This is a genomic window from Paenibacillus sp. MDV22-iso6, assembly GCF_058408365.1.
In genome coordinates, this window is sequence record NZ_JBZVDZ010000009.1 from 57,060 (window position 1) to 77,945 (window position 20,886).

At 44.4% G+C, this 20,886-nt stretch carries 19 protein-coding genes; 6 read left to right on the forward strand and 13 right to left on the reverse strand.

The annotated features are described in order from the left end of the window. Positions 1-59: 59 nt before the first annotated feature. Positions 60-473 carry a MerR family transcriptional regulator gene (locus tag AC4PM4_RS23935; RefSeq protein WP_063562766.1) on the forward strand — a complete coding sequence of 138 codons (414 nt, stop codon included), beginning with the start codon at positions 60-62 and terminating at the stop codon, positions 471-473. Between the two features lie 94 nt (positions 474-567). Here the strand turns inward: AC4PM4_RS23935 and AC4PM4_RS23940 are convergent, their stop codons facing one another. The 4 genes from AC4PM4_RS23940 to AC4PM4_RS23955 form a co-directional block, all read right to left on the reverse strand. Next, the gene (locus tag AC4PM4_RS23940; protein WP_063562767.1) at positions 568-1,047 is read right to left on the reverse strand and encodes a DUF6530 family protein; all 480 of its coding nucleotides are present in this window, start codon (positions 1,045-1,047) and stop codon (positions 568-570) included. A 104-nt stretch (positions 1,048-1,151) separates the two neighbouring features. After that, on the reverse strand, positions 1,152-1,511 hold the full coding sequence (locus AC4PM4_RS23945) for a GIY-YIG nuclease family protein (protein ID WP_064637265.1): 360 nt from the start codon (positions 1,509-1,511) through the stop codon (positions 1,152-1,154). Between the two features lie 35 nt (positions 1,512-1,546). After that, positions 1,547-2,755: an MFS transporter gene (locus tag AC4PM4_RS23950; protein WP_090951114.1), complete on the reverse strand. Its 1,209-nt coding sequence runs from the start codon at positions 2,753-2,755 to the stop codon at positions 1,547-1,549. Positions 2,756-3,182: 427 nt separating this feature from the next. Next, complete coding sequence (locus tag AC4PM4_RS23955) at positions 3,183-4,403, reverse strand: MFS transporter (protein ID WP_491614720.1); 1,221 nt, start codon at positions 4,401-4,403, stop codon at positions 3,183-3,185. 233 nt (positions 4,404-4,636) lie between these two features. On the opposite strand from AC4PM4_RS23955, the gene AC4PM4_RS23960 reads away from it, so the two are divergent. Then, positions 4,637-5,500 (forward strand): helix-turn-helix domain-containing protein, encoded by an 864-nt coding sequence (locus AC4PM4_RS23960; protein ID WP_063562771.1) that lies wholly within the window; start codon positions 4,637-4,639, stop codon positions 5,498-5,500. A gap of 96 nt (positions 5,501-5,596) precedes the next feature. On the opposite strand, the gene AC4PM4_RS23965 is transcribed toward AC4PM4_RS23960, so the two are convergent. Then, a complete protein-coding gene (locus tag AC4PM4_RS23965; RefSeq protein ID WP_491614721.1) occupies positions 5,597-6,493 on the reverse strand; it encodes a cation diffusion facilitator family transporter in 897 nt (298 codons plus the stop codon). Between the two features lie 319 nt (positions 6,494-6,812). Between AC4PM4_RS23965 and AC4PM4_RS23970 the strand changes: the two genes are divergently transcribed. Together AC4PM4_RS23970 and AC4PM4_RS23975 are read left to right on the forward strand one after the other, a co-directional pair. After that, a complete protein-coding gene (locus AC4PM4_RS23970) occupies positions 6,813-7,349 on the forward strand; it encodes a GNAT family N-acetyltransferase (protein WP_491614783.1) in 537 nt (178 codons plus the stop codon). 22 nt (positions 7,350-7,371) lie between these two features. After that, the gene (locus AC4PM4_RS23975) at positions 7,372-8,190 is read left to right on the forward strand and encodes a MerR family transcriptional regulator (protein ID WP_072733252.1); all 819 of its coding nucleotides are present in this window, start codon (positions 7,372-7,374) and stop codon (positions 8,188-8,190) included. 150 nt (positions 8,191-8,340) lie between these two features. Here AC4PM4_RS23975 and AC4PM4_RS23980 read toward each other — a convergent pair whose 3' ends face one another. Together AC4PM4_RS23980 and AC4PM4_RS23985 are read right to left on the reverse strand one after the other, a co-directional pair. Further along, positions 8,341-9,213: a YitT family protein gene (locus tag AC4PM4_RS23980; RefSeq protein ID WP_063562775.1), complete on the reverse strand. Its 873-nt coding sequence runs from the start codon at positions 9,211-9,213 to the stop codon at positions 8,341-8,343. 123 nt (positions 9,214-9,336) lie between these two features. Next, positions 9,337-9,693, reverse strand: a complete 357-nt coding sequence (locus AC4PM4_RS23985) for a MerR family transcriptional regulator (protein WP_063562776.1) — start codon at positions 9,691-9,693, stop codon at positions 9,337-9,339. A gap of 111 nt (positions 9,694-9,804) precedes the next feature. On the opposite strand from AC4PM4_RS23985, the gene AC4PM4_RS23990 reads away from it, so the two are divergent. Next, on the forward strand, positions 9,805-10,578 hold the full coding sequence (locus tag AC4PM4_RS23990; RefSeq protein ID WP_063562777.1) for an SDR family NAD(P)-dependent oxidoreductase: 774 nt from the start codon (positions 9,805-9,807) through the stop codon (positions 10,576-10,578). A gap of 93 nt (positions 10,579-10,671) precedes the next feature. Here the strand turns inward: AC4PM4_RS23990 and nspC are convergent, their stop codons facing one another. Next, the gene (nspC, locus tag AC4PM4_RS23995) at positions 10,672-11,799 is read right to left on the reverse strand and encodes a carboxynorspermidine decarboxylase (protein WP_079693887.1); all 1,128 of its coding nucleotides are present in this window, start codon (positions 11,797-11,799) and stop codon (positions 10,672-10,674) included. 1 nt (position 11,800) lies between these two features. Beyond that, on the reverse strand, positions 11,801-13,039 hold the full coding sequence (locus tag AC4PM4_RS24000; protein WP_491614722.1) for a saccharopine dehydrogenase family protein: 1,239 nt from the start codon (positions 13,037-13,039) through the stop codon (positions 11,801-11,803). 910 nt (positions 13,040-13,949) lie between these two features. On the opposite strand from AC4PM4_RS24000, the gene AC4PM4_RS24005 reads away from it, so the two are divergent. Next, a complete protein-coding gene (locus tag AC4PM4_RS24005) occupies positions 13,950-14,429 on the forward strand; it encodes an immunoglobulin domain-containing protein (RefSeq protein WP_063562780.1) in 480 nt (159 codons plus the stop codon). A 190-nt stretch (positions 14,430-14,619) separates the two neighbouring features. On the opposite strand, the gene cydC is transcribed toward AC4PM4_RS24005, so the two are convergent. The 4 genes from cydC to AC4PM4_RS24025 all read right to left on the reverse strand — a co-directional run bounded on the left by cydC (position 14,620) and on the right by AC4PM4_RS24025 (position 20,627). Beyond that, on the reverse strand, positions 14,620-16,353 hold the full coding sequence (gene cydC, locus AC4PM4_RS24010; RefSeq protein ID WP_491614723.1) for a thiol reductant ABC exporter subunit CydC: 1,734 nt from the start codon (positions 16,351-16,353) through the stop codon (positions 14,620-14,622). Continuing rightward, positions 16,350-18,188: a thiol reductant ABC exporter subunit CydD gene (gene cydD / locus AC4PM4_RS24015; RefSeq protein ID WP_491614724.1), complete on the reverse strand. Its 1,839-nt coding sequence runs from the start codon at positions 18,186-18,188 to the stop codon at positions 16,350-16,352. The genes cydC and cydD overlap by 4 nt, the downstream gene beginning before the upstream one ends. A 64-nt stretch (positions 18,189-18,252) precedes the next feature. Further along, entirely contained in the window at positions 18,253-19,266 is a 1,014-nt protein-coding gene (locus AC4PM4_RS24020; RefSeq protein ID WP_063562783.1) for a cytochrome d ubiquinol oxidase subunit II, read from the reverse strand. Then, complete coding sequence (locus AC4PM4_RS24025) at positions 19,263-20,627, reverse strand: cytochrome ubiquinol oxidase subunit I (protein WP_491614725.1); 1,365 nt, start codon at positions 20,625-20,627, stop codon at positions 19,263-19,265. Before AC4PM4_RS24025 ends, AC4PM4_RS24020 begins: the two co-directional genes overlap by 4 nt. Positions 20,628-20,886 lie beyond the last annotated feature (259 nt).

A 20,886-nucleotide genomic window follows, 5' to 3' on the forward strand; every position in this document is an offset into this window, starting at 1 on the left:
CCAAAAGATAATCCTAGAGTTAGCTCGAAGTCTATATTAGTACGAAAAGGGGAAAATAAATGACGTATTCAATTAGCGAGGTTGCTAAAGAATTGAATCTAACCGTATATACATTGCGCTACTATGACAAGGAAGGACTCATGCCCTTTGTAGAGCGTACCCCTGGCGGAGCACGAAACTTCAAAGAATCAGACATCGATTTTTTAAAAATCATTCAATGTCTGAAAGCTACCGGGATGCCGATCAAGGATATCAAAGATTTTATTGCATGGTGTTCCGAGGGGGACTCCACCTTGCAGGAGCGATATGACATGTTCACCGAACGCAAGGCCAGTGTAGAAGCGCAAATGGAAGAACTTAGAAAGACCATGGAAGTTATTGAACATAAACGTGCATATTACAGGACTGCTCTCGATGCTGGAACGGAAGAGATTCATCAAAGCAAGAGAATGGGAAATTTCATTGCTAACTAATTACGTTATATTTAACTCACAAAAAAAGAGCCTAAACGTCTATAGACGTTTAGGCTCTTTTTGCTCAATCCACTTCAGCAATGACGTTTTCCTGTTAATAACCCATATCCTTTAATATTTTGGATAATGTGCGCAAACGCTCGCCAATCATTTCATCGTCATCACTCAGAGCTTGGCTGAAAAGCTTAATATCTTCATTTATTCTCTCATTGTCCGTACAGATCTCCACGGACATTGCATCCCCTTGCAGGCCAACACGATCGATGACAGGCTGCTCTGGGTCATATAAATTCTCATATCTATAGGCCTCGCGAAAATGTTCCAAAGACCGACAGATCAGAATGGACAAATCCAGCACGCGATGGAGAGGCAGTTCCTCAGATTGTCTGGACCACTTTTCTCCAGTGTATCTCCATACTTTCGCTGAAATATCAACCTTTCCTCTATCGTTCCACTGGGCCAATCCCAGGGAAAGACCTTTTGCGTCCGTGTTTCCGGCCATTCGGCCATCAACCTTTTCATAATTATCCGAGACGATAACAGGTTTATGTTTTAACGTTGTAGGTATTTTCAATTACATTCCCTCATTCCGTTTACCTTTTTACTAATTTACTAAACGACGGTTTCATCTTATCTTGATTTTCACTGTTAGTCAAATTCGTTTCCTGTTACATTATTTTAATTCTGCGGAGGTCTATTATAGCCCTTGTCTCCGTAAGGTTGTAACTTCTGAAGCCACGGCTTCAGGATTTGTTTTTGTTCCCAACGTATATCCGTCACCTTATCGATGTCCTTCTGTTCCAGTACCTCATAAGTGAATGCGTCTTCTCCGAATTCTCTCCACTCTTTTTGTAACTCGGCATTTGCAAATCTTCCTTGATCCAGTTGCATCTGCAGCGTAAACCATTTGTTTTTCAAGTTGGGATAGCTGTCGATATAGATTTTACCGTTTACTTTGTTTTTAATTTGGGCTACACCCATATACGTCTTAATCTGCTTATATTCCTCCAGCAGCTCCCTGCGCTTGTTCATATCCATGTGTCTCTCTCCTTATCGTTTCGATTCCCTTTCCGTCATGATGATGGAGTTTCCTCGGCTTTACTTCTCCTTTCAATGACTATAGGGAGCAATAATAACGCACCGATTATCACAAAAACACCACTTGCTATAAATACACTAAACAGGGAAAACGTATCTTTGAGATATCCGGAGGTAAGCATACCAATCACCATCATTCCCATAAAAATCGGCATGATCGCTCCGGACACCCGGCCAATAAATGCCCCTTCCGTATTCCGCACAAGAAGCGTCTGAATTCCCCCCTGAATACACGGGAAGAACAAACCGCTGATGACGAGCAGAATAATGGTTAACCAAATTTGTGTTGATGCGCCCATTCCAACCGTACAGATCGCACTGACAAGTAAGCCGACTAAAAGCAATAGCTGTGGCTTTACTTTTTTAGCGATCGCCATGATCACAGCACCTCCGACCAACATGGCCGCCCCATTCGCCATCACCAGCCATTGTAAGAACTCTTTGTCCTGACCCAAATTTTCAATGACAAGAAAGAGCTGAAGCGGTTGAGTTAGTCCTGATGCCAAACCAACTGCCGAGAAGGTTAATCCAAGTGTTCTTAAGGATTTATTCGCCCCGATATAACGCAGGCCATCCGTGAGCTCTTTAAGGAAGCCGCCACTATTCCCTGATTTCTCCTCCTCTACATCTCGGGGAAGCGATAATAATACGAGCGAAGAGCCCAGAAACATAACTGCTGTCAGGATGAGGGATACGCTAATGCCAAACTTAATGAAAATAAACGTGCCGATGACCGGCCCCAAAACCATAAAAACAGCAACAAGCGTTTGGGACATGGCCATGACACCCTGCAATTGTTCGGCTGGTACATGCCGTTTGTACAGTTTCATCGCCGAAGGCTGAGAAAACTGTGACAAGCTGGCAGAAACGAAAGATCCAATCAGAAGTGCAATCCATCCACCATTCATGACCGCAAGCAATACAACACCAACGGACAAACCTGAGAATAAATCGCTCCATACCATTGTTTTTTTCGGCCGCCATCGGTCGGCAAAGGTACCGCCAATCAAGCCAAATATAAAGATCGGTGAGAATTCCGCTACCGAAATCAGTGAAATATCAACGGGATTATTATGCGTCAATTCGGAAACATAAAGAAGAACGGCATAATTCCGGATCCAGATTCCGAGCTGCAATAGAACTCGGGAAAGGATAATTGTTCGAACATATGGATTGGCAAACATTTTAATACCCCATATCCTTTAAGATTTTTGCTAACGTGCGCAGCCGTTCCCTATTCATTCCATCATAAAGCAACGGCTTCTTTCATTTTCCCCCTCCTATCCATCAACTTTTCATTTAGTAATTTACTAAATTACTAATTTACTAAATCACGGCTTCATTCTATACAGGATATCTCCCTTCGTCAACCGTTTTTTGAATGCTTCCTTTTCACTTGTGTTTTTTGAACAATAAAATGATGGATGGGAAAAAGGTGCTGTTCATCTCATTTCTACTGTAATTTTTGGGTAAGAAATGTATCCAAAAAAACAAAAAAGCCGCTAAAATTAGCGGCTTTCCGTGCTCGAACATGTATGATTATGTCGTTTCAATTTGCTACCTCAATGAAAATTCACACTTATGGAGCGAAGAAGTAGCCTTCAGGATTTACTAATTAGTACTTGGAATCGAGTAGTCTACTATAGGAGCGGTGGCTGCTTCCGGTTTCAATTGAATGGATCGCTGGCAGATCGCTGTGATCCCAAAAGCCATCAGAGCTAGGATCACAGCTACTGGTGGTACCCACTTCACACCCCCTAAACTGACAGCAAGTCCGCCAACTCCGGAACCGATGGCTATCCCCACATTTGCCGCCACGGGCAGCAGCGTGGACGCGAACGGTCTGGAATTTGGAGCGATCGCTCCGGAGACGTCGAACAGATAGAGCTGGGACGCTGCGCTCATGGATGATGACAGGCAACCGATCAGGAACAGGAACGCCAAGCCCAGCCATAGATGAGACACAGTGAAGCTGAGTCCCAAAAAGATTGCAGCTTGAATGACGAAAAGCCACTTGAGCTTGGGCAAGAAATCTCCTTTGGCTATTTTGGCACCAATCCAATTGCTTAGTATGCTGCAGGCACCGTATATGAGGAGTACAGCGCTAATCCAACGTGTAGGTATACCCATGGACTGTCCCAGTAACGGAGTGATATACGTAAAGATTACAAAAATACAACTGTTTCCAAGAACCGGAATCAAGCAGGCGAGCAATATACGCGGCTTCATAAATAGCGCCATCTGATCACTGAATGAACCGGCAATGGTCGTTGTTTGTCGCGGAAGAATCCGGAACATGAATATGAATGGCACGACCCCGATGCATGCCGTAACAACAAACGTCATGGACCAGTTCAGATGCTGTCCGATGAAGGTTCCGAGCGGGACGCCAAGCACATTGGCAATGGAAAAGCCACCCAGTATCCAGGCGATCGCTTCCCCTCTCCGTTCCCGGTTAACTGCATCGCTTGCAATCGAGATCGAAAGCGATATCGTAAGTCCGCATGCAACAGCTGAAGCGATCCGAATAACCATCAAGGAATAGAACGTCGTTGAGAACATGGTAAGTACGTTTAAGGCAAGCACGACTGCAAACCCAATTAAAATGGAGTTTCTTCGAGGAATTTTGGCCAAGAAAGCAACAGCAAACGGTGTTCCGATCGCATAGGCAATGGCGAAGCCCGATACGAGCGCACCTGCGGCAGCCAGCGATACTTTCATATAGGTTTCGATTTCCTTCAATACGCCTACAATCACGTATTCGGTTGTTCCCAATACAAAGCTAACTAAGGTAAGTGTTAAAATAAGTAAATTTTCTCTTTTTCTAGTCAAAAATAAGCCCTCACAATTCTCTCTAATGTTGCAAGCGTTTCATTTTCTTAAATAGATTCCATTCTTAACAAATTTTGCTTTCACATCCCTTCAATTCGATATATAGTACATATTATTGAATAGTGAAATTGTACTGTTAGACATGCTAGGCGACAATCAAGGTTGTTGTGATCTTCATCCAAAACATTATGTATGTTGTCATTTCAGCATAGAATCTTGAAGGGAAGACATTAATGAATACACGCCATGAGCCTCACCGACTACATGAAGATCAAGATTGCATTATTATTTATGTAGGGAAGTTGGCAGACAATCCGCATTGGAGTTTTCCGACCCACAAACATGACGATTTGCATGAGATTATTTACGTTAATGAGGGTCAGGGTTCGTTCACGATTGATGGGACAAAGCACTCAGCACGAAAAGGAGATCTTCTTGTATATAACAAAGGAACACTTCACGAGGAAAAATCGGACCCGGAATTCCCCTTATCCACCTTTTATTGCGGATTTCGTTTCAAAGAGGGTACCCGTGCCAACAACGATTGGATTATTCCTCCCGGTAGCGAGCCAGTTGTTCGTGCCAATCGTTATTCGGAAGAGATCCGTTCGTTAATGCAGACCATGTTCAATGAATTTTCAATCCGGGAAGAAGGATATGACTCTATTTCCCATCATCTGCTGAATGCCGTTCTGCTCATTATCGATCGCATGTCTCACCATCAGCGCACAGCTAGTGAGATCGTTCGGAATAATACCCTCGCTGAAAGCATCAAAGACTATTTGGATACGAACTATCGTCAAAATATTAAGCTGAAGGACTTGGCGGACCAATTCCATATCGATTTCTACTACTTGATCCATATGTATAAAAATTGCTACGGTACCTCCCCCTATCATTACCTCATTCAGCGAAGAATGGGAGAAGCGACCCGATTGTTGGTTTCGACCAAGAAAAAAGTATGGGAAATCTCCAAGTTGGTCGGGTACGAGAACCCAAACTACTTTACAATTTTATTTACCAAAACGGTGGGTGAATCTCCGAGAAGTTTCCGCAAAAGATATCAAAAGGACATGTTTGGTGACCCTTCCAACTAAAAAAACAGGTAGCCCGAGGGCTACCTGTCCTGTCATACGTCAAGAAGAGACTATGTCCATGTTTACCGGCAAGTTCTTTTATATGCCGCTTATGTTTTATACTTGACCCACTTCGCTAGGGGCTTCGTCTGGTTCAACGTGAACATGAACAGTGTACACATCATGTTCTCTTAACAATTCGTCTTCTACATTTGTTGAAATATCATGAGCTTTCTGAAGATCCAAATCCGATCGTACAAGAATTACCACATCGACAACGGCATTATTACCGTAATTCCGGGCTCTTAAGTCTTTAACCGCCTCAACGCCATCTACATTGGCAATTGTACTCCTGTATTCCTTGATGAGCTCTTCATCAAATCCATCTGTAAGATGGTGTGTTGCTTCACGAAAAATGTCCCAAGCGGTTTTACATATTAGAAAGCCCACTGCTACAGCTGTTAATGGGTCGAGCCATGGCAGGCCAAATTGGGAACCAATAATCCCTATCACTGTCCCTATACTAACCCAGGCATCCGAGATATTGTCTTTTGCAGCTGCCATAACCGCCTGGCTCTTGATCTTCAAAGCAAGTCTTTTGTTATATCTGTAAACCAGATACATCACAGCGGCACAGAAAATGCCTGTCCATGCTGCGATGATGTCTGGAGATTCGCTTTTCCCCTGGAATACGGATGTAATAGCTTCGTATAACACTTGAATCCCTACTGCCATCATTATAAAAGAAGCAACCAGTGAGGCAACGGTCTCTGCTTTCCAGTGTCCGTATGTATGATCTTTATCAGCTGGACGCTGAGCAAGTCTCAGACCGATAAGAACCGCGATCGAAGCTATAATATCGGTAGCATTGTTTAACCCATCGGCTTTCAAAGCCTCAGAATTAGACATAGAACCGATCATCATTTTAATTGCAGTCAAACAAATATAAGCAATAATACTGATGATTGCTCCCTTTTCACCCAATTTTAAGTTGTCGTACTTTATTTGCTCCACGAAAAGTAATCCCCCTGATTCCAACTGTTTTCTAGCACTTTACGATGGTATCATCACGGTGTTGTGTGGGTCTAGAGAAACGTTTTGAACCAAGTAAAACAATGTCTGTACAACGAAAGAGTTTGACCTCGGCCAAAAAAAGTTGCGATAAGTAAACTTTTAGATATTGTGAATCGCCCCCCTTATCCACTCACAATGCTCCTCTTCACTTCGGTCTGCCCTACCTTTTCCGCCATATTGCTTGACTCTGGTATCGTACCAGGGTTTATCGTTGGTTTATAACAAATAACGCTTTACAAATCAGGAGTGGATGAAGTTGATGTTACAAAAACGGTTTGACCAAGTGTTTGAAATTATGAAGCAGTCGTTTCCCGAAGCTGAATATCGGGAATATTCAGAACAGAAGAAGTTACTTTCCAATTCGAGCTATCGCCTTCTCACAGAGAAGAATGAACAGAATGAAGTGATTGGCTTTCTCGCAGGCTGGGAGTTCGAGTCGTTCAGATATATAGAGCATTTGGCTGTTTCCTCGAACATTCGTGGAGGCGGCATAGGCAAGCGGTTAATGGAACGTTACATGAAGCAGACCGCCAAGCCGGTTATATTGGAAGTTGAATTGCCAGAAGATGAGATGAAGCGGAGAAGGATCGGATTTTACGAGCGTCTGGGATTCTGCTTGGGAGATCATTCTTATGTTCAGCCGCCTCTTCGTGCTGTCGGGCAGGAAACCCTCTCATTACAGATCATGAGTTATCCAGCAAAGTTGAACCCAACACAATTTGAAATGGTGAAAAAAATGCTGTATAAGGAAGTGTATGGCGCGCCTTCAGCATACGCGCACGCATCTAATAATTAAGTGTAAACGAGGAAGAAAACCGATGAAAAACGATTATAAAATCAATGAAATTTCGAAGCTTTACGGAATAGGTGTTGACGCGCTGCGTTATTACGAAAAATTAGGGTTGCTGGTGCCTCGGCGAGACGGAAACGGGTATCGTCTGTATAGCCTTCAAGATATGTATAAACTGAATATCATCCGGGATCTGCGCCAGTTGGATTTTACCATGCAACAGATCAAAGCGTATTTGGATCAGCAAAGTGTCGAAAATACGCTTGAATTGTTATTGACTGAACAGGAACTGATTAAGGAACAAATTGCGAAGCTTATAACTACGCAGCGTATTATTCAGGGCAGAATCAAGGTATTGACTGACGCAAGCAAAATTCAGACAGGAGTTTTCTCCATCAAAACGTATCCCGACCGGCCTTGTCTGCAACTCAATACACGCATAACTAGGGATGAGGAGATGGATTATGCCATTAAGAAGCTGCACCAAAAGCATAAAAGTCACATTCCGGACTTTGGAAACCAATTATATGGTGCATCCGTGTCCCTTGAGGAACTAAAGCATGGTGTGAGGGATGTTTTTAACTCCGTCTTCTTTATCTTTAATCCTGACGAAGCCGGAAAGATCGATTACGATTACAACCTGCCAGCTGGTGAGTATCTATCCCTTTTTTATCGGGGTAACTACCGTCAAAGTTATGAAAAAATGCTTGAGGTCGTTGCACATGCCAACGAAAAAGGGCTCCGTGTAATGGGTGATCCTTTTGAGATTTATGAAATTGATAATCGTGATACGATCATTACCGAGCAATTTCTGACTGAAATACAGTTGAGGATTTGCAAAGAATGATAAATTTCAAAGGGTAGAAATTATTGAAGTTATTGGATCGAACTTGACACAATAACTTCTACCTTAAAACAAAAAAAAGCCGCTATATTAGCGACTTTTTGTATGTTATATGCTTTTCTATGCGACAGTAACTCATACTCATTTTAGTGATTAGTGAATATCTTTCTTTTTGAAATTTCCGCCCTTAACTTCGGCTACATCGTAAACTACAATAAAAGCATTGGGATCAATTTCGTGAATGATATCCTTGATTTTGCTTTCCTCCATACGGTTGATTACACAGGTAATTTCTTTAAATTGTTCATTGGTATACCCGCCGTAAGCATCGGTATAAGTTGCTCCACGACCTAACCGGTCACGAATGGTTTCGACCATGATCTCCGGTTGATTGGTGATAATTTTAAAGGTTTTGGAGCCGCTCAAACCTTCTTCAACAATATGTATCACTTTGGAAGCGATGTAATAAGCAAGTGCGGACAGGATCGCCCCTTGAAGACCAAATACAGTTGACACGACAATAAAGACAAACATGTTCAAGAATAAGATTAGATCACTGGTTCCAAAAGGTAATTTTCGTGAAAGCAGGACAGCCAACATATCGATTCCATCCAATGCCCCACCATTACGCAACGCCAAACCCATACCAAAACCGATGATAATCCCGCCCACAACGGTAATTAACAATGTATCCCCTTGAATAATCGTGGGTACATGGTGCATAAGGCTTGTACCCACAGCTAGCGAGGCAATACCGATAATGGAATAAATAGCAAAGCTCTTACCTATTTGTTTGTAGCCTAACCATACAAATGGAATGTTGATGATACCAATCAGCATCCCTAACGGTAAACCAAACAGTTGTGAGCCAACGATACTAAGACCTGTCACACCACCGTCTGATACATTATTTGGAATTAATACAGCTTCCAGGCCATATGAGGTGATAAAAGCCCCAATCATAATCAATAAAACTTTGGAGATGATTTTCAGTTTGTTCGATTTTTGCACGTTCCTTTGATTCATTCCTTTTCCCCCTTGATGAACAACCATAAAAAATAGTCTATAACAAAATTCACTATTTTGGCAATAGATCGTCATATATGTAACCACTGAATTCGCTCTGCTCGTTTCTTCGATCAGATTACATTATTTCCCGATTAATGCTCGATATGCCGTAATTTTATTCTCCAGCATCTGATCTGCTGAGTGAAGTGTGTGCATCTGCTGTTGAATCGCCTCTTTGTGCTCTTCCAGCAATTTCAAACGCTCTGCAGCCGTATGCTCACCTTCCTGAAATAACGATGCGTACTTTTTGATGATAGCGATCGGCATTTGAGTCTCTTTTAGTTTGATTACAAATTGCAGCCATTTCAGGTGCGATTCGTTGTAGCGTCTGTCTCCACTAGCATCACGGAGCGGTACGATAATCTGCTCCTTCTCATAATAACGCAATGTGTGGGTACTGATACCGAGTAGTTCAGCCACTTCACCGATCGTGTGCATGGTGATCCTCCCTTCTATATTCCGCTTGACTTAGAGTAAGCTCTAATCAGTATAATCAACTCGTACTCATATCACAATAAATAATGAACCGAAGATCCAGGAGGAATATCTATGAAGTATACAGTGATTACCGGTGCCAGTTCGGGCATTGGCTATGAAGCAGCTTTGGCTTTTGCGGCTCGCGGCAAACATTTGATCCTGGCTGCACGCAGAACCGACGAATTGGAGAAGTTAAAATCAAAAGTAAGTGAAATTGATCCTGATCTGGACATTGTCATTCGCACGGTGGATCTGTCCATCGCTGCCAATGTCCATGCATTCTATGAAAGTCTCCATCATTACTCTATCGAGACATGGATTAACAACGCAGGGTTCGGAAATTTTGCTTCGGTTGGTGAACAACATCTACCTAAAATCGAACAAATGCTTCATCTGAATATAGAGGCATTAACCATTCTTTCTTCCCTGTATGTGCGTGATTATGCAGAGGTTGAGGGCACACAGATCATTAACATCTCCTCTGGAGGTGGATATACGATCGTGCCGGATGCAGTAACCTACTGTGCAACAAAGTTCTATGTAAGTGCCTTTACGGAAGGGCTCGCACATGAATTAAAAGGCAAGCATGCTGCAATGCAAGCGAAAGTGCTCGCGCCCGCTGCAACGGAAACGGAATTTGCGGAACGTGCTTTTGATCTGGACCAGTTCAAATATGAGGGCCGTGTTCCCCAATTTCATACAGCAGAACAAATGGCTGGATTCTTGCTTGAATTATATGACAGCGAAAGCGTCGTCGGTATTGTAAATGGATTAACCTATGAGTTTGAATTGAAAGAACCGATCTTTCCGTATGCCGCAAGAGCAGCCTCGAAACCCAACGATTAATCATAAAAACAGCCGTTAACCCATCCTATGTGAAACGTCAAAAGGGAACCTGTGATCAGGTTCCCTTTTGCTCTTGCTATATCTATAAAAGTATTAAGCCAATCTCATTTTGAAGTCCTGATAGCCGAACTCACGAACCACTTCGCAATCGCCATCTTTTCTTTTCACTGCGATGGCTGGCAGCGGCATGCCGTTAAATGTATTGGTTTTGACCATGGAGTAGATCGCCATGTCCTCAAATACCAATCTGTCACCCGTTTTGAGCGGTTGATCAAATGAATAATCTCCGATCACATCACCTGACAGGCAAGTTTGTCCCCCCAGACGATACAGATGGGCTTTCTCCCCTGCTTCTCCCGAACCGATAAGCGGCGGGCGATACGGCATTTCCAGCACGTCTGGCATGTGGCATGTGGCCGAGGTATCCAGAATGGCAATGTCCATACCGTTCTTGTGGAAATCGAGCACAGACGTCACCAGGAAGCCCGCGTTCAGCGCAACCGCTTCGCCCGGCTCCAGATATACCTCCAGGCCATATTTTTCCTGCATGCGTTTGATGCAAGCTTCCAGTCTTGGAATGTCATAATCCTCGCGTGTGATGTGGTGTCCACCGCCGAAGTTGATCCATTCCATTTGTGGCAGCCATTGTCCAAACTTCTCTTCTACCGCATTCAGCGTCGTTTCCAGATCATCTGAATTTTGCTGGCACAACGTATGGAAATGCAGTCCGGAGACTCCTTCCAACAGCTCTGCACGGAAATCCTCTTGTTTGGCACCAAAACGGGAACCAGGAGCACATGGATCGTAAATCTCATGCCCCTCCTGAGTAGAGCATTCAGGGTTAATACGCAGGCCTACTTTTCGACCAGCCTGAAGCGCTTTGCCCTTAAATTTCTCCAGTTGGGAGAAAGAATTGAAGATAATATGATCTGAAATCGAAAGGATTTCATCGATCTCATCTTCGCGATAGGCCGGGGCAAAGACATGATTCTCTTTGCCCATCTCCTCATGACCCAGGCGGGCTTCATACAGCCCGCTTGCCGTTGCACCACTCAAATATTCTCCAATGAGCGGATACATCGTGGTCATGGAAAATGCTTTCTGAGCCAGCACGATTTTGGCTCCTGTACGTTGCATGACACCGTTCAGGATTTTGAGATTTCTTTCGATAAGTCCTTCGTCAACAACAAAACATGGTGTCGGTAATTGCTCAAACCGCATCTTAACGAACAAGCTCCGATTCTTTGGCTTCTTCTGGCAGTTCGTCAACGAGTACTGGGTTGAAGTCTTCAACCCATGGGAGACCCCATTTGTTCAACTCTTCCATGAATGGATCTGGGTTGAACTCTTCAACGTTGTATACGCCTGGTTTGTTCCATTTACCAGTCATCACCATTGCTGCACCAATCATGGCTGGAACACCTGTTGTGTAAGAGATAGCTTGGGAACCAACTTCTTTATAGCATTCTTGGTGATCACAAATGTTGTAAACGTAGTACGTTTTATCTTTGCCGTCTTTTTTACCTTTGAAAATGCAGCCGATGTTCGTTTTGCCCACAGTACGTGGTCCAAGGGACGCCGGATCTGGCAGTACCGCCTTCAGGAATTGCAGCGGAATGATTTGTTTGCCTTCGTATTCGATAGGTTCGATCGAAGTCATGCCCACATTTTCAAGTGCTTTCAAGTGCGTAAGGTAGCTTTGACCAAATGTCATGAAGAAACGGATGCGTTTCAGACCAGGCATGTTTTTAGCCAGGGACTCCAGCTCTTCATGATAAAGCAGGTACATGTCTTTCTCGCCAACTTCTTTGAAGTCATAGACACGTTTAATTTCCATTGGTTTCGTTTCGATCCATTCACCTTTTTCCCAGTATCTTCCTTTAGCCGAAACTTCGCGGATGTTGATTTCAGGGTTGAAGTTGGTTGCGAACGGATAGCCGTGATCTCCACCATTGCAGTCGAGAATGTCAATATATTCAATCTCGTCAAAGTAATGTTTCAGAGCATAAGCAGAGAATACACCAGTAACACCTGGGTCAAATCCACTGCCAAGCAGAGCTGTAATTCCCGCTTTTTCAAAGCGCTCTTTGTAATCCCATTGCCATTTGTATTCGAATTTTGCCGTATCTTCCGGCTCATAGTTCGCTGTATCCATGTAGTTCGTTTTCGTTGCAAGGCAAGCATCCATGATTGTCAGGTCTTGGTAAGGCAATGCCAGGTTCATGACGAGATCCGGTTTAACTTCGTTGATGAGGGCGATCAGTTCGTCAACGTTGTCGGCATCCACTTGAGCTGTCGTAATTTTTGTTTTGCCGCCGTCCAGCTTGGCTTTAAGATCGTCACATTTGGATTTCGTACGACTTGCGATGCAGATTTCCTCGAATACTTCGCTGTTTTGAACGCATTTATGAACTGCTACTGAAGCTACGCCGCCGGCGCCGATGATTAGTGCTTTTCCCATTTTCCATTCTCCTAACCCAATATGAATTTTTTTAAAATTAACTTCATTATTTTTCTCATTTTTCAACTTTTCGCCCGTTCTGAACCAACAAAAAAAGCAAGGTGAAAAATGCCCCAAACGCGCATCATCACACTTGCTTGTCGATATACATCATTAAAAAGACGCAAAGTTCCCATAACTAAAAAAGTTCAAAAGAACTCCTCCAGCGGAAAGCTTCTTCATGTATATCAATATCAGATCAGAGTCTATATAGCAAATAATTCGCCTTTACCACTCTTATTGACCGTTTCACAAGTTGATGTGCAGATGCACTGGTTGTAAAGTAACCAACTTATAAAATTTGAGCTTTTAACTCAATCAATAAGGCAACATAAGTTGCCAATCGGCGTTTGACCCGGCTGTCCGTATGGCCTTAACTTCCTTAAGAGAAGTGGTCAAAAATTATCTGCTGGAAAGACCTGATTTATGTTGATATATCTGCTTTCCAAAATCACAGGTCTTACAATATCAGATACATTAAAAAAAATCAAGCGATCTCTAAAAATTTATTTATTCATCATTTTGGAACACACATTTCGCTCTTAGGCATATCTGATTATAATGGCAAATCTTTAAATAGTTACTGCCTAATGTATCCAGCTCTTTCTCAATTTTCAAACTGACATGTCAGCGATAACGATGTGTAACAACGATGTGTAACATGGAAGTTGGATTATCCTAAAATAGATTGATTTAGGTAGAATAATCCTTTAGTTTTGTATGTCGAATATAAGTTATTACGAGAAGTTTAGAAAAAAATATAAAGCTCCCAAAAATATTTTCTTTCTACTTGAAATTTTATACATTTTTGATAGATAGATATGATATATTTGGTATGTAATTTAAAATATATCCCAGAAAAGAGGATCTTATGAAAAAAGCTGTTTTGCTGTTTGCTGCAATTTTCATGTTTTTGCTTTCCAGCGCTCCATCAGCATCTGCAGCTGGAGACCGCCTCATTTATGACATCATGTATAACAATTCGATTCCACTCGTATCCAACAACGTCAGGTTTTCACTGCAATACAGCGTCTACGGCGACCTACAGCTCTGGGATAACCGCACACACACGATGTTATGGAACACCAAGACCAATGACACGAGAATAAATCATTTCAAGATTGATTATTGGAGTGGAAAACTAGTGCTCCAGGATCCCCAAAACACACCTTACTGGACGTCAGACAACAAGGCATGGTCTACATCGTACTATGGAGCGGACAATCTGCCACCCAACCTCAGGGGTAACGTGCTCATCGTTCAAAACGACGGCAATTTGGTTCTGTACAATACAGAAACACCGAGTGCAGGCTGGTATCCTGTCTGGGCTTCCAATACAGGAGGCCATTAAGGTCTATTGTACTGGAGTACAAGCAGTTTATCGAAGCTTCAATTGACTGATGCTTACCCTCATTTCTTTACGGTAATATAAATACACTCCACACAGTATAAACGTGTGCGAGTGTATTTTTTTGTAATGTGAATGTTTAAACTGCAATGACGCATACTCTTTCATTCGTATCTGTGTGTATCTTACTCTCTTACACTCCAACTTCTCCGATCATTTGCCGCTCAATCTTCTTCATCTCATAAAAATAACCTTTTTGCTCCATTAACTCCGTATAGGAGCCCGCTTCCACTACCCTTCCCTGTTCCATCACCACAATCCGATCCATCTCTTCAAGGCCAGTAAGCCGATGACAGATCAGTAGAAGCGTATCCTCGGCTGCTTGTGCATAGAGATGTTTCATCACACGTTCTTCTGTAACGTAATCCAGTGAGGAAGTAGGTTCGTCGAGAAGCCATAATCGTCCCTTGCGAAGCATGGCCCGTGCCAGAGCCAGCCTCTGCTTCTCACCGTCCGACAGGTTTTCCCCTTTTTCATAGACTACATCAGTCAATGATGTATTGGGCAGTTGCACTTTTGCTAGCACATCCAATAGTTGCTCGTCCGAATGTTCATCATCATTCAACAGCAGGTTATCCCGGATCGTTCCCCGGAAGAAATGACTTTGCTGCAAGACAACATTGGCCGTTTGCCAAATGCTCGCCTCATCCAGTTCCTTCACCGAAATGTCATTTAAACGGATCTCCCCTGTTGTAGGCGTTCGCAGTTTAAGCAGTAGTTCAATAATCGTTGATTTGCCTGATCCGCTCGGTCCGACAATCGCCGTTTTGGAGCCGGGTAAAATATGCAGCGAAATGTCCTTTAACGCCGGTCTCCACTCCCCTTCATATTGAAACGTAACATTGGAGAGATCAAGCGAAACAGCCTGATTGCCAGATAACGCGCCTTTGGGCTGCGTAGACACAGACTGCCTATCAGAGGTCTGTATGGTTTCCGTCAGTCGCTTGGCTGCGTGTTCGCTATCCTGCTTATACAAAGGTAATGTCGCCATTGCCGCAGCCTCTTCGAAAACGGTTAGTGAGGCCATAACCAGCATTGCAAGAAACACGCCAGCAAGCGCTCCATCCATAATCAGATAAGCACCAAGTGTCAGCACGCCCCAGGAAATAAGGAACGTAACCAAAGCATGCATGGATTGCCCACGCAGTAGGTGTCCGGCAGCCCGTTGCTGCTGGACCGTCAACGCAGCAGAAGCCTGCTGCAGCTGTTGCTCCCGTTGAGCCAGTTGTCCGTACACTTTCAAATCCCGGAACCCATACAATACTTCGGTGACTTCTGTGGAAAGCAGCGCCCGTTGCTCGCGAACGTGTCCATGTATTTTCCGCTGCTTAAGCAAGACTATTCCCGGTACAACCAACGCCGTTATGAGCATACCTAATACAAACAGCCCCGCAATCCAGAATGAAAAAGTAGAAGTAAACAACACTGTCGCCAAAAAGACCATGACAACAATGATCGGTGGGTAAGCGACGCGCAAAAAATAATGTTGCAGGCTCTCCACATCCCCAACAATGCGGGCTAGCAGGTCTCCACTTCGCTTTTTGTTCAATATACCCGGCGTCAAAGGAATGAGTCGGGCAAAAAAGGATGTACGCAAACGGCTAAGCATGGAGAACGTCGCCCTGTGGGAATACAAGCGCTCTCCGTATCGGCTCGCCGCCCGAAGCAGTCCAAGCAGCTTGACCAGCGAGGTGAGTACAATTAAGGTGTACAGCGGTGGCGCAAAGACCGTTTGCGAAATCAGATATCCGCTCGCCGAGAAGAGGGCCACTCCTGCTATCCCGGCAATAAACCCACCTAGAATGGAAAGGATAATATCCTTGCGCTCCTGAATCATGGCTTTGGACAAAATCGCTAGCTCATTCATGCCAAGCCCCCCTTTCGTTGAACATCAATCATCTCGGCATACTGGGGTAGACGCACCATAAGCTCTTCATGGCGTCCCGTATCCACCAATACACCATCGTCCATAAACAATATGCGATCGGCATGTTGAATCGTATATAATCGGTGTGCCACTGTAATCATCGTCGCGGTATCTGCCAATGTGGCAATGGAACGTTGCAGTATCTGCTCCGTGCGCAAATCCAGTCCCACCGTAGGTTCATCAAACAAGATGATGGAAGGCCGCTTCAAAAAAGCTCGTGCCAAAGCAAGTCGTTGCTTTTCCCCACCAGACAGTCCTCGACCTCCTTCACCAACCAAGGTATCGAAGCCATGCTCCAATTGGGCAGCAACTTCAGCAAGCCCGGCATCCTCTGCCGCCTGCTCAATTTCAGTCCTGGACACGTTCCGGCCCGCACCAATCGCAATGTTCTCAGCAAATGTACCTGCAAAAATATACGGATGCTGTGTAATGTAGCTCACATGTTCGAACCATGCAGACTCATCATAATCGGAAAGCGGTTGTCCATCTACCAGAACCTCTCCTGATGCTGGTTTCAACAAACCCGCAATGAGATGGAGTAACGTCGTTTTCCCTGAGCCGCTTTTGCCGACAATGGCAATGTGTTCTCCCGGATCAAGCTGTGCTCGACCAGTCTTAAGCTCGAATAATTCGGGAGCATACCGAAATCGGAGATGGTTTAATATTATGGACGGCGGCATGAAACGGTCATTGGAAAGGTCCATTTGAAAAGTCCCTATCCTGTTCTCCCTTTCAATCCGCTCCATGTTAACGACCTCGTCAATTCCATCGGATGTACCTAATCCTTCTTTGCTATCTGCCGATTTGTTCTCCCCAGCTGTTTCCTCAAGCATCTGCTCTACCTTACGAACCGCTCCCATACTTGTTCGCCCGCTGTGAAAAGCTGTTCCCGTATTTTTCAACAGACTGTAGAACTCGGGAACGAGCAGCAGCACGAGAAACGCAGTGTGGAACGACATCGATTTGAATACAAGCAGCTGGATTGCTAGTTCAAGAGCAACGATACCGATGCTAAGCATTACAATTGATTCCAGCATGAACGTATTGGTAAACGCAATCCGCAAAATGCCCATCGTGGCATCGCGGTACCCCAGGCTGGTGCGTTCAATCTCCTGCTGCTGACGGTGAGCCCGTCCAAATATTTTCAACGAAACCAGCCCTTGAAGAGAGTCCAGGAACGTACCGGAAAACTCGGCCAGCTGCGCATATTTCTCCTCTGATTTGTTCTTCGTCTTCAGTCCCACCAAAATCATGAACAAGGGGATAAACGGGGCCGTAAACAGCATAATGAAGCCTGAATTGGCATGCTGCATAAACGTTACCACCAAAATCAGAATTGGAATGATGGCAGCCTCCATCATACGCGGCATATACAGACTGAAATAACTGTCAGCCTCATCCACCGCATCCAGAGCAACACTGACCTTACCGCCTGTTTGTCCACGAAGGGTTGATGGCATCGACGCATGGGTCAAATTTTGCAGCACGGCTGCCCGCATATTCGTCTTCGCATAGGAAGCCATATGCAAACCAACTTTTCCGTTCGCATAAGACAACCCTGTACGTACGACCATGACAGCCATGAGTATCCCGAGCAGCATGACGACCGACGAAAGGGAAGCCTTCTCCACGAAAATCCGTTGTACTGCTTCAGCAAGCAGCGCAGCCTGACTTACAATCGCTGCACCCAGCGCAAGTGAAATCACTGCAAGGAGCACGAGTCGTTTTCGTTGCCCAGACATTTGTTGAGAGATCAGGCTTGTTTTCCTCTTCATGTAAGCTCTCCTCCTTTCTATGAACCTGTGAGATTACTCCCTTACATCGCATAATGAATTCAATTTATTTTTTTCCCTTTACATAATCCGCATCAAACAGAAACAGTTTGAAAACCAGAATCAAGGAAGGAATCAACATACACATGCCACCGATAAACACAACCACCAGTGCGAAGCCCATCGCTGGTGAGGTTACACTGTTTTGAATTGTAATGAACGGATCAAGGATATAAGGATATTGACCAATTCCGTAAGCGAAAAAGGCACAGAAAAATTGCAGCATGATACATATAAACGCTAATCCGTAGCGGCGTCCGTTATAGATCAGCCACATCGCAATCATGAAGAAGGCAACGGAAAGCGCAAGTAGCCACCATAAATCCATCATATTTTGAAAATGTCGCTCATTGTGCTGTCCCAAATAAATAAATGCAGTCAGTGCGATGATAATCGTCGGTGTGCTCCAGAACAGGGCATAGGTCCGTACCAGCTTCAATGCAGAGTGATCCTCTGCCCGCGATGCATAAAAGGCTAGAAATGAGCTGCTAATGAACAATACGGACACAATCGCCAGTCCAACAATGCTCCATGATAACGGATTGGTAAACAGCGTCCAGTAATCCAGAGAAACCGTCGAACCCTGCTTCACGATAAAACCACCTTCAGACAGCGTTAGCGCCACTGATAGCGAAGCTGGAATCAGCAATCCTGAAGCTCCATATAGAAACAGATACACGATGTTATTTTTGGAACCATAGTTCTCAAAGGCATAAAACGACCCACGAATGGCGAGCAAAATGACCGCAATGCTTCCCGGTACGAGCAGAGCTGATCCGTAATAATACGCCGTGTCTGGAAAGAATCCAACGATGCCAATATAGAAAAAGACAAAAAATACATTCGTAATCTCCCATACCGGTGATAAATAACGGGAGATCAGACGATTAATCAAGTGATCCTGTTTCGTCAAGCGTGCATAAAAGGCAAAGAAACCCGCCCCGAAATCAATGGAGGCAACAATTAAATAGCCATACAAGAACAGCCAGAGTACCGAAATGCCAATCAGTTCGTAACTCATGTACGCTCACCCTTTTCTGTAGACGGATTGCTCTTCTCCTTCATCCATTTCTCCATCTCGACTTCTGCCGGATTATTGTTGAACAAACGTCTTAGTACGAGAACACACATGACTCCCAGAACGATGTAGAGAAGCAGGAAGAAGAAAAAGATCATTCTGATGTTGGGTGATGAAGTGGCTGCTTCCTCCACACGCATATATCCTCGGATAATCCACGGCTGTCGTCCCAGTTCAGCATAGAACCAGCCCAGCTCAACTCCGAGAAAAGCCATCGGTGCGCCTAGCGCTATGATCCCAAGCAGCCACTTATTCAGCTCATTGCGCTTTTTCCAGAATACAAACAGGAAATACAGAACTGAAATAGCCAGCAGCGTAAATCCGATTCCGGCCATTAAATCAAACAGGTAGTGAACGAGCAGCGGCGGCCATTCGTCCTTCGGAAACTCCTCCAGTCCGGTTACCTCTGCATTAAAGTCACTAAAGGCCAGGAAGCTGAGCAGTTTCGGCAGGTGAAGAGCTCCTATAATTTCATGCTCTGCATTCAGCCATCCCAATAAAATCAAATCTGCGCCACTTTCTGTCTCAAAATGCCATTCTGCCGCTGCAAGTTTCTCCGGCTGATGCTCGGCCAAAAACTTGGCGGACACATCTCCCGCTAACGTGTTCAGTAAGCCGAACAGCAGAACCACCGCCATCATGAGATTCAAGGCTTTTTTGTGGTATGCAGATGCCCCTTTTCTCAGCAGCGAGAAGGCTGCAATTCCGGCTAACAGGGCAGCTCCTGTCAAATATGCTGAGCTTAATACATGAAACACCTTGGAAAACGTCGCCGTATTCAGCATCGCCTCCACTGGGTTAACCGCTGTGAATTGGCCTGCTTCCATGACAAAGCCTCCAGGCTGGTTCATGAAGCCGTTCACCGTCGTAATAAACACAGCCGACATGCCTGCTCCCGTGACGATTGGAATCGTCAGCAGCCAGTGAATGTATGGATTTTTGAATCGATCCCACGTATACAAATAAATGCCCAGAAAGATCGCTTCAAAAAAGAACGCAAACACCTCCATGAATAACGGAAGTGCAATGACATTGCCTGCCAGTTTCATAAAATTCGGCCACACCAGGGCCAGTTGCAGTGAAATCGCTGTACCGGTCACCACACCAACCGCCACAGAAATGACAAACCCTCTTGACCACCTCTTCGCCATCAGTGTGTAATGGGGGTCCTTCTTGCGAATCCCCATGAATTCTGCAATTGCGATCATTAGAGGTATACCGACGCCAAGTGTCGCAAAAATAGCGTGGAAGCCCAGCGTCATACCTGTCACCAGCTTGCTCCACATCACCGTATCGATTGCCATTGTTTACTGCCTCCTTTCAAACTCTGTTCGATTTTCGTACTGATTTGAATCTTTTAATTATTAGGTCAGTCAGCCCTTGGACTGCGTTCTTTATCAGGTTGATAGAAGCCCCACTAGACTGGTTCAGAGTTTATCTACAAACCGTTCCTCCATCGTTGTATGTACAAAGAGAATTTTTTCACAAAGTAAGTGACGAAGGAGCTTTACCACACCATCATTGTGCATTGCTACACATAGTTATTGGACTGAGCATGGGTTG

What these genes read in the sequence shown, in the direction of transcription:
- AC4PM4_RS23985 (WP_063562776.1), bottom strand. Translation starts at nt 9,693, where the DNA reads ATGCACACGATCGGTGAAGTGGCTGAACTACTCGGTATCAGTACCCAC.
- AC4PM4_RS23935 (WP_063562766.1), top strand. Translation starts at nt 60, where the DNA reads ATGACGTATTCAATTAGCGAGGTTGCTAAAGAATTGAATCTAACCGTA.
- AC4PM4_RS23990 (WP_063562777.1), top strand. Translation starts at nt 9,805, where the DNA reads ATGAAGTATACAGTGATTACCGGTGCCAGTTCGGGCATTGGCTATGAA.
- AC4PM4_RS23975 (WP_072733252.1), top strand. Translation starts at nt 7,372, where the DNA reads ATGAAAAACGATTATAAAATCAATGAAATTTCGAAGCTTTACGGAATA.
- AC4PM4_RS23970 (WP_491614783.1), top strand. Translation starts at nt 6,813, where the DNA reads ATGTTACAAAAACGGTTTGACCAAGTGTTTGAAATTATGAAGCAGTCG.
- cydD (WP_491614724.1), bottom strand. Translation starts at nt 18,188, where the DNA reads ATGAAGAGGAAAACAAGCCTGATCTCTCAACAAATGTCTGGGCAACGA.
- AC4PM4_RS24020 (WP_063562783.1), bottom strand. Translation starts at nt 19,266, where the DNA reads ATGAGTTACGAACTGATTGGCATTTCGGTACTCTGGCTGTTCTTGTAT.
- AC4PM4_RS23960 (WP_063562771.1), top strand. Translation starts at nt 4,637, where the DNA reads ATGAATACACGCCATGAGCCTCACCGACTACATGAAGATCAAGATTGC.
- cydC (WP_491614723.1), bottom strand. Translation starts at nt 16,353, where the DNA reads ATGAATGAGCTAGCGATTTTGTCCAAAGCCATGATTCAGGAGCGCAAG.
- AC4PM4_RS24005 (WP_063562780.1), top strand. Translation starts at nt 13,950, where the DNA reads ATGAAAAAAGCTGTTTTGCTGTTTGCTGCAATTTTCATGTTTTTGCTT.
- nspC (WP_079693887.1), bottom strand. Translation starts at nt 11,799, where the DNA reads ATGCGGTTTGAGCAATTACCGACACCATGTTTTGTTGTTGACGAAGGA.
- AC4PM4_RS24025 (WP_491614725.1), bottom strand. Translation starts at nt 20,627, where the DNA reads ATGGCAATCGATACGGTGATGTGGAGCAAGCTGGTGACAGGTATGACG.
- AC4PM4_RS23945 (WP_064637265.1), bottom strand. Translation starts at nt 1,511, where the DNA reads ATGGATATGAACAAGCGCAGGGAGCTGCTGGAGGAATATAAGCAGATT.
- AC4PM4_RS23980 (WP_063562775.1), bottom strand. Translation starts at nt 9,213, where the DNA reads ATGAATCAAAGGAACGTGCAAAAATCGAACAAACTGAAAATCATCTCC.
- AC4PM4_RS24000 (WP_491614722.1), bottom strand. Translation starts at nt 13,039, where the DNA reads ATGGGAAAAGCACTAATCATCGGCGCCGGCGGCGTAGCTTCAGTAGCA.
- AC4PM4_RS23950 (WP_090951114.1), bottom strand. Translation starts at nt 2,755, where the DNA reads ATGTTTGCCAATCCATATGTTCGAACAATTATCCTTTCCCGAGTTCTA.